17 protein-coding genes are annotated in these 14,087 nt (G+C 49.6%); 7 read left to right on the forward strand and 10 right to left on the reverse strand.

Annotated elements, in window-relative coordinates:
• Positions 1–602 (forward strand): site-2 protease family protein (locus AC52PS_RS03540; RefSeq protein WP_495561658.1); only part of this gene is annotated, 602 nt, incomplete at its 5' end.
• 9 nt (positions 603–611) lie between these two features.
• Here the strand turns inward: AC52PS_RS03540 and AC52PS_RS03545 are convergent.
• The 3 genes from AC52PS_RS03545 to AC52PS_RS03555 form a co-directional block, all read right to left on the reverse strand.
• Entirely contained in the window at positions 612–875 is a 264-nt protein-coding gene (locus AC52PS_RS03545) for a hypothetical protein (RefSeq protein ID WP_495561659.1), read from the reverse strand.
• A gap of 516 nt (positions 876–1,391) precedes the next feature.
• Positions 1,392–1,778, reverse strand: coding sequence for a hypothetical protein (locus tag AC52PS_RS03550; protein WP_495561660.1), 387 nt, complete (start codon positions 1,776–1,778; stop codon positions 1,392–1,394).
• Positions 1,779–2,017: 239 nt separating this feature from the next.
• Positions 2,018–2,479 carry a thioesterase family protein gene (locus AC52PS_RS03555; protein WP_495561661.1) on the reverse strand — a complete coding sequence of 154 codons (462 nt, stop codon included), beginning with the start codon at positions 2,477–2,479 and terminating at the stop codon, positions 2,018–2,020.
• Between the two features lie 252 nt (positions 2,480–2,731).
• Between AC52PS_RS03555 and AC52PS_RS03560 the strand changes: the two genes are divergently transcribed.
• The 4 genes from AC52PS_RS03560 to AC52PS_RS03575 all read left to right on the forward strand — a co-directional run bounded on the left by AC52PS_RS03560 (position 2,732) and on the right by AC52PS_RS03575 (position 5,980).
• Entirely contained in the window at positions 2,732–3,469 is a 738-nt protein-coding gene (locus AC52PS_RS03560) for a hypothetical protein (RefSeq protein ID WP_495561662.1), read from the forward strand.
• A gap of 216 nt (positions 3,470–3,685) precedes the next feature.
• Complete coding sequence (locus AC52PS_RS03565) at positions 3,686–4,693, forward strand: NAD(P)-dependent alcohol dehydrogenase (protein ID WP_495561663.1); 1,008 nt, start codon at positions 3,686–3,688, stop codon at positions 4,691–4,693.
• A gap of 176 nt (positions 4,694–4,869) precedes the next feature.
• Positions 4,870–5,259 (forward strand): hypothetical protein, encoded by a 390-nt coding sequence (locus AC52PS_RS03570; RefSeq protein ID WP_495561664.1) that lies wholly within the window; start codon positions 4,870–4,872, stop codon positions 5,257–5,259.
• A gap of 31 nt (positions 5,260–5,290) precedes the next feature.
• The gene (locus AC52PS_RS03575) at positions 5,291–5,980 is read left to right on the forward strand and encodes a DUF2269 family protein (RefSeq protein ID WP_495561665.1); all 690 of its coding nucleotides are present in this window, start codon (positions 5,291–5,293) and stop codon (positions 5,978–5,980) included.
• On the opposite strand, the gene AC52PS_RS03580 is transcribed toward AC52PS_RS03575, so the two are convergent.
• The 3 genes from AC52PS_RS03580 to AC52PS_RS03590 all read right to left on the reverse strand — a co-directional run bounded on the left by AC52PS_RS03580 (position 5,974) and on the right by AC52PS_RS03590 (position 8,309).
• The gene (locus tag AC52PS_RS03580) at positions 5,974–6,948 is read right to left on the reverse strand and encodes an SDR family NAD(P)-dependent oxidoreductase (protein WP_495561666.1); all 975 of its coding nucleotides are present in this window, start codon (positions 6,946–6,948) and stop codon (positions 5,974–5,976) included. The two genes, AC52PS_RS03575 and AC52PS_RS03580, sit on opposite strands and share 7 nt — an antisense overlap.
• A gap of 15 nt (positions 6,949–6,963) precedes the next feature.
• On the reverse strand, positions 6,964–7,374 hold the full coding sequence (locus tag AC52PS_RS03585) for a nuclear transport factor 2 family protein (RefSeq protein ID WP_495561667.1): 411 nt from the start codon (positions 7,372–7,374) through the stop codon (positions 6,964–6,966).
• A 77-nt stretch (positions 7,375–7,451) separates the two neighbouring features.
• Positions 7,452–8,309, reverse strand: coding sequence for a hypothetical protein (locus AC52PS_RS03590; protein WP_495561668.1), 858 nt, complete (start codon positions 8,307–8,309; stop codon positions 7,452–7,454).
• 372 nt (positions 8,310–8,681) lie between these two features.
• On the opposite strand from AC52PS_RS03590, the gene AC52PS_RS03595 reads away from it, so the two are divergent.
• Positions 8,682–9,941, forward strand: coding sequence for an MFS transporter (locus AC52PS_RS03595; RefSeq protein ID WP_495561669.1), 1,260 nt, complete (start codon positions 8,682–8,684; stop codon positions 9,939–9,941).
• Here AC52PS_RS03595 and AC52PS_RS03600 read toward each other — a convergent pair.
• Positions 9,925–10,776 (reverse strand): DUF6544 family protein, encoded by an 852-nt coding sequence (locus tag AC52PS_RS03600; protein WP_495561670.1) that lies wholly within the window; start codon positions 10,774–10,776, stop codon positions 9,925–9,927. The genes AC52PS_RS03595 and AC52PS_RS03600 overlap by 17 nt on opposite strands.
• Positions 10,773–11,231, reverse strand: coding sequence for a MarR family winged helix-turn-helix transcriptional regulator (locus AC52PS_RS03605; RefSeq protein ID WP_495561671.1), 459 nt, complete (start codon positions 11,229–11,231; stop codon positions 10,773–10,775). The genes AC52PS_RS03600 and AC52PS_RS03605 overlap by 4 nt, the downstream gene beginning before the upstream one ends.
• Positions 11,232–11,385: 154 nt before the next feature.
• On the opposite strand from AC52PS_RS03605, the gene AC52PS_RS03610 reads away from it, so the two are divergent.
• Positions 11,386–12,147, forward strand: coding sequence for a ferredoxin--NADP reductase (locus AC52PS_RS03610; RefSeq protein WP_495561672.1), 762 nt, complete (start codon positions 11,386–11,388; stop codon positions 12,145–12,147).
• A gap of 22 nt (positions 12,148–12,169) precedes the next feature.
• On the opposite strand, the gene AC52PS_RS03615 is transcribed toward AC52PS_RS03610, so the two are convergent.
• Together AC52PS_RS03615 and AC52PS_RS03620 are read right to left on the reverse strand one after the other, a co-directional pair.
• Positions 12,170–13,240 carry a lipase family protein gene (locus AC52PS_RS03615; RefSeq protein WP_495561673.1) on the reverse strand — a complete coding sequence of 357 codons (1,071 nt, stop codon included), beginning with the start codon at positions 13,238–13,240 and terminating at the stop codon, positions 12,170–12,172.
• A 54-nt stretch (positions 13,241–13,294) separates the two neighbouring features.
• Entirely contained in the window at positions 13,295–13,924 is a 630-nt protein-coding gene (locus AC52PS_RS03620; protein ID WP_495561674.1) for a hypothetical protein, read from the reverse strand.
• Positions 13,925–14,087: the final 163 nt, after the last annotated feature.

A 14,087-nucleotide genomic window follows, 5' to 3' on the forward strand; every position in this document is an offset into this window, starting at 1 on the left:
GAACACATTTGATATTTAATCTGTCCCAAAGCTGGGTGGTCCTCCCAGGATTTATTATCGGCTTGACGGTGCATGAATTTGCCCATGCATTCAGTGCTCATCTGCTGGGCGACAGCTATGCCCGCTCACAGGGTCGGCTCAGTCTCAACCCGTTTGCCCACTTATCACCCTTGGGAACCATTCTCATCCTTTTTCTGGGATTCGGATGGGCGCGGCCTGTGCCTGTTAACATCTATAATTTCAAAAATCCCCGGCGTGACTTTCTGATTACTTCCCTTGCAGGACCTTTTTCAAATATCTTACTGATGCTGCTTTTCATAGTACTTTTTCGCCTGACCCCCGGGGTCAATGATACCCTCTCATTGGTAATCTTCCTGGCAGCTTATGCAAATGGCATTCTCGCATTGATTAATCTGCTCCCCATCCCTCCGCTGGACGGTTCTCGTATCTGGCCGTTTCTATTTCCTAAAATTAATCTCAGCAACGGCCGGGGATCTTTAATCTTGATTATTTTGCTGATACTAGGCATCCGCATGAATCTGCTGGATCAGGTCTTTCAGGGAATTCTGTCCCTAATCCAGAAAATGAGCGGAATCGCCTAGGAAACAGGTTTAATCTACAATTGATCTGATAATCTCACGGGCACGCTGCTCGTCCTCATGATGAACTTCGATCTTTATGGTCTGAGCCATGGACCCCAAAGGAGTACCAGGCCCCCCTCCGGTTCCAATTACCCGATAGCGAACAGCTATGCCATGCCTTTGGAGCAAATAGTATGCGCGAACTACCCGTTCCGGTCGATTACCAGCTTCAGCCATGAGATCGGTCCAGCTACCGCCTTTCCAGAACCGGCTTAACAGGTCTCTTATGCCCACACTTCCCCCTGTACAGAACTAATTCCATATTCATTTACATTGAGTGATTTTACAATCAAAAAAGTCTGCATAGTCATACAAAGTGTAGTGCCCAGGAGTACGGCGATTTTCACAGCCACCCCTGCAACAGTTCCTCTTTGGAGAACTCCATTAAGCGATCCATGAATAACAGCGCTATTGAAAATAGCCAATGTTGAACTTCTCTCTCTATATATAACCATAGAAAATATATAAACATATAAAGCACTTTAGCTCATCACCATACCACAGACGGTTGTAATTCTCAGTTACCGTCGTGCGATCGCTTGAAGGCAATCATAGTTGTGTTCCAGGCTTGCATGCTGTTATTTGTATCTATGCCGGATTTAGATCATAGTCGACCGAACAAAATATTCCGGCCCGGATTGTTTCTCATGACTGTGCCCGTTGAAACAGCAATATACCCAAATATTGTGCTGCCTTCAGATCTTCACTAGCGTATGCAGATATTCGGTGATGCGTCGCCCTATATGAGCCTTAGTCTGTGGATTCAATAGCCCGAATAATTTTTTCACGGGCCACATACCATACATAGAGTCTGCGGGAAAGTGCTTGCACAGATGGATCCCCCTCCTGCGGCTCCGGAGAAGCAGCGTCCTGCTCTTCCATTGTGTGGGTACGGCTGTACGCATAGTCGAGAACGGCCTGGGAAGAAGCGGGATTGAGAGCCATAACTTCATCCAGAAACTCCTGAATGACTGAGGGCAGGTTCCACTCAAGAATCATGTCGTTGAGTGTATCCTGAACAGAAGGGGTCCAATCTTCCCCGAAGGGTTGAGCGGCCTTTTCATATTTTCTGCGTTCAGTTTCAAGGAGTGCTTGAATCCGGAAAATTGCCCCGGCAGTATGTTCTGATTGATTCATTGCTCCATTCCTTCTGTGTGGGCTATGGGTATATTCAAAAGACCGTTGGACTGTCTGCTCATAGATACTTCCATATACACGGCAGCATGTGATTCCATCTGTGAACATTCGTACGGCAGACAAGACCAACGGCAGCATGTGATTCCATTGCCCAAGGCTATAGTGTATGTGCTGGAATTCGTCATAACCCCGGGTAAAACTTGTTTGTACGCCGCCAGGTTCTCCTGCATTTCCTGAGCCTACTTGCGAATGGTGCGCCAGTTTTCAATAGCGGAAGAATCGTCCTTATCCACATACAGCTCACTTCGGATCTCCTGACCGGATAGACGCATAACATCTTCCGGGGGTACCTTGCCCTTAGAGTTCACAAAAATACCACGCACCTTGGCCACGGCGAAGGGACGATCATGATTCCCCTGGAATGTTTGGGTGATGTAAAAGTATTTATGGTCGTAATGGTCCAGCTGGGTGATAATTTCAATGGCCTCAAAGGGCTTGATTTCTTTAATGAATTTGATGTCGATGGCGGCTACAATGGGGTTGAGTCGATGGCGGACTACCAGCCCCAGCAGGCCAGACCTGCCTAAATAATCCAGGCGCGAAAGATCCATAAAAGACAAATACCGGGCATTATTCACATGAAGATTAAAATCAACGTCACGCAGATATGCCCGAAAGCGGGTATGCGTGGGGGTAGACATGTCCTGTTTCTTCCCGAATATGAAGCGCAGCACAGTAGCAATAAGTCTAAAATAAAGATTCACTATCTACCCTCTTTAGATTCGAATTGAAATCGATTTTCACGGATAGTATACAAAGATATCTTCCAGATGTCTTTCTTAATCTATGTGTGTTCAAAATTTAACCACGGATGGGCACGGAGACTCACAGAAACTGCCTAATATCTATTTACAAAGGCAACGATAATTTATATAAGATGTTATCTTCCTATAATGGAGTTAAAAATGAAAAAGCCCTTTTCCATCTTAGTCATCGTACTTATTCTTTTTTCACTTTCCACCAATCTCATGGCAGAGGATAATTCTGAAGTATTGTATACAGCATATCAACGCCTTGGTTCTGGTGGAATCTTTAATACAAGCGCCTACTCTTATGACCTGGACAATGGTGGTATCTGGAAAGGCAGTCTTAGCACATTCTCTCCTACGTTTGTATACAATATGATTACACGTTATCCATCAAATTTCACAATGACCATGTCTTCTCATCTTGGATACGCTCTTGGTGGAAGCTATAGTAAGATAGATGATGACACAGAGGATGAATATAATCTAAGCGAGTATAATGTTAAATTTGACGCTAGCTTGATATTTGGATTCGGCTACATCTTTCACCAATCTGATTCGCTTTCCATAGCATTATTAGCCGGTCCTTCGATAAAAGCCCGCCTTTACATGGTAGAATCATATGAATCTGGCGCTCTTTCATTTATTGATATGTTCTTCGGAGGTTTCATCGCTACCGACTTCGATATAAAATTCTCATCCGGCTTTATAATGGCATTACAACCCTTTGTAAGTTACAGCCCTGTTTCCATTGTTGGATCGGCAGACTATGGCAAATCTATGAATTTCGGCTACGGCTTGAGTGTTTTATTTCAGATTGCTCAAAGAGACTATACCGTTGCCGAACAGGAAGCAGCAAGAAGGCAAATTTTCGGAGAATCCTGAGCAGCTTGATTATTCCGGCCGGCTGTTCGACCAGCCGGTATTGAACCTTAGCTAACCCATTCCCTATTACATTCCAATTGATGAATTCTCTAATATGTCCGAATGAATTCGCTGTTTCATCTGTGAATATCCCTAGCCGTCCGTTGTCACCACGTAATATTTACCAGTACCATTTTCTCCTTTCCTGCATCATACTTAGCTTCACAAGGAGACTCCATGAAAGCGATACGATGGACGGCGTACGGCAATCCCGCTGTGCTGCAGTGTGATGATGTACCCGTCCCGGAACTTGGAGATAATGAAATACTCCTGCGCATACACTACTCCACCGTAACAGCCGGAGACTGCGAAATGCGAAGGGCGAAGCTGCCCCTCATGCTCTCTCTTCCTGTGCGCCTGTACAACGGCTGGAAACGCCCGAAGCGTATACAGATCCTGGGTCAGGAGTTCGCCGGCACCGTGGAAAAAACAGGCACGGCGGTGCGCACATGGAAAACAGGAGACACAATCTTCGGCACCACCGGTTTCTCCTTCTCCGCCAACGGCGAATACATCTGCCTGAAAGAAGTGCCCGGAGACATGTCAGGTATCCAGGCAGTCATACCCGAAGGAGTCACCTTCGCCCAGGCTGCAGCATCCCCCACTGCGGGAATGGAAGCGATCCATTACCTGAATACCTGCGGAATCGGTTCCGGATCAAAGCTCCTCATCATCGGCGCAGGGGGAAGTATCGGCACCATGGCATTGCAAATCGCAAGATACAGGGGCGCTGAAGTAACAGCTGTGGACAGCGGCGAGAAACTGACCAAACTCAAGGAGCTGGGGGCAGATCAAACTTTAGATTACCGAAGAGCTCCCCTCTCCCATGCCCTGGATGTCTCAGGAGGCCGATTTGACGGGGTAATAGATGTAGTTTCAAAATCCCCCCTGGCCGAGGTGCTCACGCTTATCCGTCCCGGCGGTGCATATATACCTGCCTTTGCCACAGCCCGCCACCTTTTAGCAGCTCCATGGGTACGACTCTTGATGAGAAGGAAAATCAGCATCAGCAGCTCCTCTCAAAGCAGCGACGAGCTGGCAGCACTTTCCTCCATGCTGAAGGCGGGAACTGTGCAAACCGTTATAGACCGGGAGTTTCCTCTTGAACTGGCGTCAGATGCCCACCGCTATGCAGAGAGCGGACAGAAGTTTGGCAATATTGTACTGGTTCACCCCTCGTCATAGTCACAACACATACCCTTCATTTTGAATAGAAACCGTTCTACCATGTCCGGGTGTCCGGTATTTCTTCTGGGGCTGGAGTAAATTTGGACAATCTGATAGTGTTATTTCACAAAATCCGATAATATCCCCGCTACTCAGGGCATGGACTTAGGGAAATTTATTTGAAGGAGGTTGATGTGAACATATCTTCCAAATTATTGCTGTTAGCGTTTGTCTGCAGTCTGGTCATATTTGCCTCCGGTTGTGGTGCAAAAAAGAGCGCTGAAAAGGAAGTCCATCCTATTGTGGGGGTGTGGCATTACCGGCCCGGTCCTGCGAATGATCAGATTCAATTCCATTCCGATTTCAGCATTACCGGATGGTCTGCCGGTATTGAAGATTCTTTTACCGGGGAATGGACGGTGAATACAGATAATTCCGTCACCTACTCTGTATACGATTCCGCGGGAAATGCGTTCAAAAATCCCTTTCTTGCCAGGGTTTCAGAAGATGAAATCCAGGTTGAATTTTGGGCATCCGAATCTGCTGATTCACCCAGCCGATTTTTTTATGATCGGCTAGAGTAGTACACGCGGAGGACTATTCCCCGGGTATCGTATGTTTATAGGATCTGTGCGTACCGGGTATATTCAGGACGCCCGACCTGGGCTAACCATCGGCGGTGAACAGATCCTCCACGGAGGTATTGTGAACACCAAAATCATTCTTGCATCACTACTCACCCTCATGTCCGGCATGATTGTTGCGGCCCTTCTCTTTCCCGGTGAACTGCAAACCTTTTTGTATAGACCGGCCATGTACCGGCACATTCTGTTTGTCCATATCGTTGCAAGCACCCTTTTCTTCGCCAACGCCGTCATCGGGATGGTATGGGAAATAAAAAGTCTTGCCACCCGCAGGAAAGATATAATCATGCATACCTACCGTACAGTCTCATGGCTTGACGCCCGTTTTTCCGCCGTGCTGATAATTCTCTCCGTCCTCAGCGGAATTATGCTTAGTGTACTCATGGGCAATATGTGGGAGATAGGCTGGCTTTCACTATCTTTTGTGTTGTTTATGTTTTCCGGCATGGTGTGGATTATGAGTGATATTCCCACCCAATACACACTGAGAAAACGGCTGGAAATGACCGATCCAGATGCATCACATCTTCCGGGAAACGTTATGGCAATTCTGAAATTGCGCCTATGGGTGTCCCTTGCGGGAGTTATTCCCCTGCTGGCGGTATTTTTTTTGATGGTGTACAAGCCTCATGTCGCACCCATTGCAATGTGGTTTCAATAGTCAGCGCGAGGAACAAAGGCGTCGGTGATCTCCATGCTGATACGATAGATTTTCCCGCCCACTTCCCTGTCCAGGGCATGGGGAGCCGGTTTCTCTTCGGTGGTGAGATTAAAGTAGCGTCCCGATACGCCTTCCAGCAAGGGGTCGGATGCAAGCCAGTGGATCGCAATTCCTGAAATTTCCGGATCATCCAGACCGGGTTGTATGAAGCGTTCCTGGAACCAGCGGTAGATCCTTCCATTATTCATACCCACCGATGAGCGAACTGCTCCAGGATGCATGGCGTTGATGCTCACCCCGGACCCTGCAGCAGCGAGGGCATCGGCAGTTTCCCAGCAGCACAGGAGCTGGGCGGTTTTGGCCGCACCGTAACCCCGCAATCCGATGTAGGGACGCTTTTTCCAGTCAAGGTCATCCAGGCGCAGACCGGAGAACCTGTGTCCCTGGGAGTTGACCTGGATAATTCTTCCGCCGTTCTGCTTGTGGAATACGGGAAGCAGGCTGCGGGTGATCAGGAAGGGAGATAAATGGTTTACGGCGAACACCTTTTCATGTCCTTCGATGCTTAGTTCACGCCGGGTCATATGAATGCCGGCATTATTAATTAATACATCCAACGGACGCTTGATTTCATCCAAAAGCTGAAGGATTTGGATGAGCGCATGTTGCGTTTCTTCCAGAAGGGAAAGATCTGCCCGAATATGGCGGATGAAGCCTCCTTCAGGATTCTCAGCCTGAAGTTCATCAATGAGCAATTCGGATTTCCGGTCATTTCTGTTTACAAGGATCAGGTCCGCGCCGTAGCTGTACAGCCTCCTGGCAGCTTCCTTACCAACCCCGGAGGTTGCCCCGGTAATAATGCACAACCGGCCGCTCATGGACCTGGTACTTTCCATGGGTTTGCGCTTACCGTTGGCGATAACTTCCTTCATATCGGCTATGTTGTATTCTTTAATGTATGGAAACATTCAGTATCCCCGTAATCAACCGAATTTTTTCCGCATAAAGCGGCGGTATCTATGATGCATCCATGGGATATTATCAAAAATATCTCCCCATAAATCGTAATAGTCCCGCTGATGAACAATGTGTCCTTCATCGTTCAGGCTGAGCTTGGTTGTCCCGTATAGGGTGGAGCTGGGAAACTTCTTGAACATCATGGTCATCTCCCACTGGAGAAAGACCTCATTCCCGCCCATTACCACGGTAATAATGTTCATTTTCAGTTCCTTACAGCGCTTTGTGAGCCGGTTGCACAGGGCTTTAAACTCATCTATACCTTCCACCCGCTGGATGGAATCCTGAAAGACAATGCGGTCATCATAATATGGAAAAATATGGGACCAATCCGGTTTACCATCTGTATTATATGTTTTTGACCACAGGTTTTTCACCTGCTCAGGGCTTGTAAGCCCGTTCCCGATCCGTTCCAGGGAATCCTCCAGTCGCCCTCAGGCGCAATGTAGTATCGTTATTCGTTCACAAACTCAGGTAACGGGGGAAATATCCGGTCCCTGATCTCAAGCAGCTGCTCTGCACTGTTGATATTTCTATGCAGCGGAATAAGGTAGATGGGGTTCAAACCCGGACCGCCGTATTGAAGGCTTTCGGACTGCTGGCGCAGAATTCTCATGTTCGCATCTATGACATATTGCTCCGACAGGTCTTCCACATGACCAGAGATAATGCCTCCGGGCTGGAGGGTAAGATGGTTACGGTAGATTTCCCGACGTGCGATGTACAGCTCTCCATTAATAAAGCCGGCGATTTTCAGCTTCACCGTCACACCGGGCTTTCCATCCCCGTCATCATCGGGAAAAAGCCGTTCATTACCCATGCCCGCAGCCCGGGCCGCTCGAATATTCTCTTCAAGGGATATGTCAGGATCGCCCCGTACTCCCAGGAGTACCGGAGTCTCGGGTCGGTACATTCTCCACAACCCGTCTTGATAATACAGCTCAACTTCAGATGCCCGGGGTTTGATGGCCTGAACGGCGGAAGGGTCAAAGAACGTTTCCACTCCCTTCTGATTCAATATATAGTCTGCGAACAAAAACCGGTTTGTCTGTGTGAGCCGGGTTTCACCTCCATCCGATTGGGGAATAAAATCGGTGTATCCGTAGGATACGATAAAACTGCTCATGGGCGTGTTCGTTGATCGGTCATCATATGCCACAACATCGAAGTGGCCGTAATGCCCTCGAATCGCGCGGATTGCTTGCTCCCGATTCTCAGGGTAATTGTTTTGGGAAGGTACGCGCCCAGGGGCTCTGTATGCTGGCTTCTCTGCTATTAACGCTTCCAGCTGGCCGGATAGTTCATCTAACATTTCTTCTTCATACAGAGGCCCTTGTGGCCAGGACAGGGGTTGTGAACATGAACTCAATAAGAAAAGCAGGGCAAGAGTAGATGTGAAGGCGAAGATACGATTTCTCCGTCGCATGAGAATGTGGCCGAAGTACGGGAATCCCTGGGATGAAATTTTACAGTGCTGCATAAACTGCATAATACCGAGGAATGAACATTCAGGGCAAGAGAAACTTCATATTCGCCCGTGTTGAACAGCAGGAAGCACGCTCAGACAGCCTCCGTTTGGATATGCAGACGTTCTCTTCTACTTTGATTCAGCTGCACTTGTCAGCTGCAATTGAGACAGGGAGCGTCTGTCCAGCACCTGCCAAACACGCTATACTCGTGCTGCATGAAAAACCGGGAAATCATCAGAACCAGTTTGGCCATTTACCTCCCCAGTCTTTTGGTTCAGCTGGGGGCCTCTCTCACCATGTCATTCAATGTACTGTGGTCCCGGGATCTGGGTGCCGGGGTTGCGATGATTGGGCTTATTGCCGCAGGAAATGGTATCGGCAGCCTCATTTTCGATCTCCCCGCTGGCTGGATCGGAGGAAAGATCCGTGAGAAGCCCTTCATGATTGCTGCGCTTGCCGGGCTGGTTCTCACCGGGGTCTTCAAGGCTTCGGCAACCCGGCCGTGGCAGCTGCTGGTGATCGGTATTTTCATGGGAATGTGTGTGTCCGCATGGGGAATCGGCAGGCTGGCATATATCAGGAAAAACATTCCCCGCCGCTACCGCGGAAGGACCTTAGCCTACATGGGGGGAATCATGAGGGTTGCCCGCATCGCCACACCTGCGCTGGGAGGATTGATTATCCAGTTTCTCGGGTTTCGCGTGTTGTACGGCGTTCAAGCGCTCCTTTTTTCTGGAGCTATGGTACTTCTTCTGGTAATGATGAAGGACGGAAGCTACATGGCCGTCGGACAGGTTCACGCCGCTTCGGTGCTGAAGGAAACATTCTCAACTAACGGACGGAATATTTTTGCGGCCATGATCGGCATCAGCGGTCTTCAGTTACTGCGGATATCCCGTAATTTGATATTCCCCCTCTGGGCAGACAGCATCGGCATGTCCGCTCTTTTAATCGGAGCTTTCACCAGTGCCGGAGGAATGGTGGAAACCGCCATGGTGGTTCCCGCAGGTATAACCCTGGATAGAGCGGGCCGTAAATGGGCGGCAGTCCCCTGCACTCTGGGGTTTGCGCTCAGCATGGCTCTCATGCCCCTTGCCCTCACCCCGGCAGCGCTGGCAGGGGTCTACCTCCTTATGAGTCTTTCTAACGGGCTGGGCAGCGGTATTAACATGACTATCAGCTCAGATCTTGCCCCGAAAAAGGCCGCAGCCGAATTCCTTGGCATATGGCGTTTTGTCACCGACACCAGCAGACTTACCGGACCGCTTATCGCAGGCTCAATTGCCGCTGCAGTAAGTCTCCCGGCCGCCCCGCTGGCCGCAGCATCTGTGGGGGTTGTATCCGCCGCAGTGCTCCTGTTTGCCATGGATGAGCCTGGCCAAAACAAGGTTGAGCCGGGCCAAAATATGGATGAGCCGGACCCAAACATGGATAAGCCGGGGCTGAGAGAACATTCTACTACTTCGCAGGATTGATCACCACATTCTCAATTTTCAGTTTGATGTATTCGTACTTCCGGTCCGGATAATGCCAGACTCCATATCCTTCGGTTGAGAGGTTAACGCCGTTCACCTCTTCAAAACCGTGCATGGGAGTTGACCAGGGCACATTGTCATAGCTTCCATCGTTGCGGGCGGCGTAGCGGTCACCGGAAACAAAATCCACCAGGCGCCCCTCGTCATCAATGCTTAGCACTGCTTCCACGGTTACACCGTTGCGTGTGAGACGGCCTCTCACATGATTTGCATCGATCTCCTCCCACGTCACTTCCGCATCCAGCAGAGCCCCCGGAGCCATAATGCACAGATCGTTGAACCAGGTAACCGTTTCCCCTTTGATCATATATTCATCCTGATTGTGCACCACGGTGAATAGATCCATAATGCGGATGGTCATGTAAGCATCCCCGGGTGAATAATGATGATACCCCACCATGGGTAACCCCCGGTACTTCATCTTCATGAGAAACAGGCGGCGCCCCTCACCGATGAAAGAGTGCTGTTGTGCCCGAATGGGAAGCCACGCGCCGTCCTCTTCCATCCGCATGCTCCCGCTGAAATCCACAGAGAAGTGGCGAACCCGGGGGGTTCCCACAACCCCCGTATAGCTAAAAAACCTCTGCAGGGCCGGCGGCAGTCCATCCAGGTCGGAGCGGGTGATCTCCTGCTCAGTCTCGGCAAGCGAAGAGAGAGATTCATTCACCTGCCGGCTATAGGCCGTTGTGAGACCGTTCAACTGTTTCCAGATCAGGATGAATCCCGCTGCCGCCAGCAGGATTATCAATACGATGCTCAGGGGTGTGAGTTTCATTGTTCCTTCCTTATTGATTTTTCTATTCGTGCTTCAAGACGCAGCAGGTACTCGTTAAACTTTTCTAGTTCGTTGAACTGGAAGTCCTGGAACAACTCCATGAAGTTCCGGGCATCCTGCTGATCCCTCCGTTCCCAGAAGCCTCTGGCCCGCTCGGTCATGACCAATCGCTTCGCTCGTTTATCGTCCTCATCGCTGACGATACGCAGATATCCATTCTGTTCCAGGTGAAGAGCGAGTTTCTTCACATTCTGATACGAACTTCCGGCTTTCTCTGCCGCCTGAGTAACAGTGGGCTCGTTCTCTCCGAAACTGCCCACCACAATCATCAGGAACAGCTGCTTGGAAGTGACATCTTCCCCCTCCAACCCCCGATCCAGAAAAATCTGCAGGATGTTGGCGGTTCTGAACAGATGGCCGAAAATGCTGCGCTGATATTCTATTTGTTCTTTCATTTTATATAACCTGTTATATTTATATATAACAGGTTATGTTTTGTCAAGCCTCTTTACTGATAGCTATTTTTTGACTATTCTACTCAACATAGCCCGCTGACAGGACATCCCGCTCAGCGGTGGAATATCAGCTTAGATACAATGGAATGTGATTATGATAAAGCTTCAAAATTCAACAGGCCTTGAGCTCACCCCCGGATTTAATAAACCCTTTTTCAACATGCTTCGGGGCAATATAGAAAGCATCACCCGGGAGTTTGATAATACCTACAGCTATCGATTGAAAATCCCTGCAGGTTTTCATTTTGTGCCCGGCCAGTACGTGCATCTTATGGCGCCGGGAGGCGGACTGGGTGAAGGGATGGTGCGCCACATGTCCATCGCCTCCACCCCCGATGACGGGGAGCTGGTGTTCAGCATGGATCTCGGTTCCCGCACTCCCTTTAAAAGGCGTTTTGCCCAAGCAAAGGTGGGTGATGAACTTCGGCTGTTCCGAATCAAGGGAGAGTTTACCCTGGATCACATCCGCTCAGGCGACCGCCTTCTGTTTATTGCAGGCGGCATCGGTATAACCCCCTTCCGCAGTCTCATTCGCCACATTGATCAGGCCGGGCTGGAGAACCCATGGTCACTCATGTATGTGGGGCGGAATTATTTGTATACCTCAGATATAGATGAATCGCTTCGCCGTGATCCGGAAAACCGCTCTGTACATTACATCCAACGGAAACATATTCCCGAAACTCTTGGTCAGCTTATTGCCCGGAACACACAAGGCGAAGGGAGTGGAACAAAACTGGAAAACCTGAGGTGTTTTATCGGCGGGTCGGAGAACTTCGTTGAATCCTTGAAAAGCAAGGTCATTGAACAGGGTGTGACAGAGCAACATATCCGCCTGGAAAACTTTAATCACTAACACCTATTAGCCTGGCAGTTGCTCAGGAAGCTGCACCGGCAGATGCTGCCTGTTCTGCAATAACGAATAGCTTCTCCCGGTAAATCCGGATGGAATGATCTCGTACGAAAACCTTGGGCGAACTTCGCATAATGAAAAACGCCTTTACCCGATACAACGTACTGGTATGGTACAGCAGCTGCACCCCGTCGTATTCACCTGCGGGACAATTGCTCAGATACCGCATATCTCCCACATGGGAATACTGACCCAGGGCTGAAATCAGCTTCTCATGCAGGTCATCCCCGGACGCAGGTATGAGCTTAAGAAACCAGGCCAGAATAAACACAATCTCACGGCGGGGAGGCAGGAGGGGCACCGCATCTGCGGCATTCACCACCCGGTACAGGGGCGTTTTCAGATACCGGGTCCAGAACATGTTGGAGAACCGGGGCGCACCAAAGCTGTAACAGGCGGCAATGCCCCCCTCATGGTGAATCCGACCCGCTGCAATGGCTGCCAAGGCTCCTCCCTGACTGTGACCGGTAATAAACAGCGGCACATCCCTATTGTGTTGGGCGGCCAGTTTCATTTCTATTTCATATTGTACGGCCTGAACCCCTTCGAGAAAGCCCCGATGTAAGCGGGTCGTCCCTTCTCTGTGCATATCAGAAACCCGGAGATTCCGCTTTATGTCTCTGAAAATATCCAATTCAGTACCCCGAAAGCTTAGGACAAGTCGATCATTGGAACGGGCAAGAAATGCCTGGACCCCTTCATTATCAAAGGTTTCCTCCAGGGTAAAATTCAGTTTCTCAAGGCTTTCTCCAAGGAGGGCCTCCTGCTCCCGGTGGTCATAATTCTGCTTCTGAAGAAATTTTTGAAACTTCGTCCGGTTCATCTTCTTCACCCTGCCCTCAAGCCGGGAGACCAGTTCCTCACTTAATGGGTGGGCAAGAAGCCCCGGGTTAAACCGAACATAGGCAAGTTCCGCCATGCAGGCCATCAGCCAGCTTGTACGGTCATCGTAGGCGGATCCGCAGTTCTTTTCGGCCCGGCTCATAAGCCGGGTATGCCGTATCTCCTGTTCCCGGGAAACTGCAAGGTAATTCATAAATCCCCCTGTTCTGTGGCATCGGGCGAAGCATTAGATGCGCCTCTATTAAAATCAGCGCAGACCATCCGGCATACTCATCCTCAGAAAGCCGGAAAATGCAGCGTTGCTGGGTTTCAGATCGTCAGGAACCATCTCTTTCATTTTCCGTAGATGATCCCGAAATCGCCGGTAAAATTCGTAGTCGGGCCTGGGACGATATACCAGATCGGGCAGCTCATAGTAGCGAATAATGTTTTTCACCGTAGTGGGTTTTACAAAGACTTCGGTGGACGGACGGTAATAGGCGGGAACAACGGTGACCAGTGTCCATTTTGCCAGCTTGACCTGTTCCAGCTGTTCAACCATGGCATGAAATCCCGATTCCTGTTCTCCGTGCAGTATCTCCCGCAGGGATGCAATGAGAGCGTGTTTATCAGTTTCGCCGAGACTTGCCACATAATCGCGTAACTTTGGTTTTTCAAAGAGGGAAACCATGGACGATGAGCTCACCATTTTGACCATAGATTCACTGAGCCGTTGAGGATTATCGAAGCTGTGAGGCTGAAAAAGTTCGGCAGCCATGGAGGTCAATTTTTCCATTCGGTGTTTTTTTGCAATCTTCTGCATTTCCGGATGGGTAAACCCTCCGGGATATTGGGCGTAAAAATCTTGGACCGCATGTTTGAGTCGTTGTTCATTCATCTGTGCCACTCCAAATAATATTCTACGCCTTTGTCGGACAACGGGCAAATTCATTGTTGTCGTATGGACGCTATAGTCCTATGTTATTCAGAGCTGGACCATTCCGGTCCCTCTCTGCCGCCAAATGCCAGGCCGGCCGGTATGATGGGCGGAAGGACAACCG

The sequence above is a fragment of the Salinispira sp. genome (assembly GCF_059431795.1).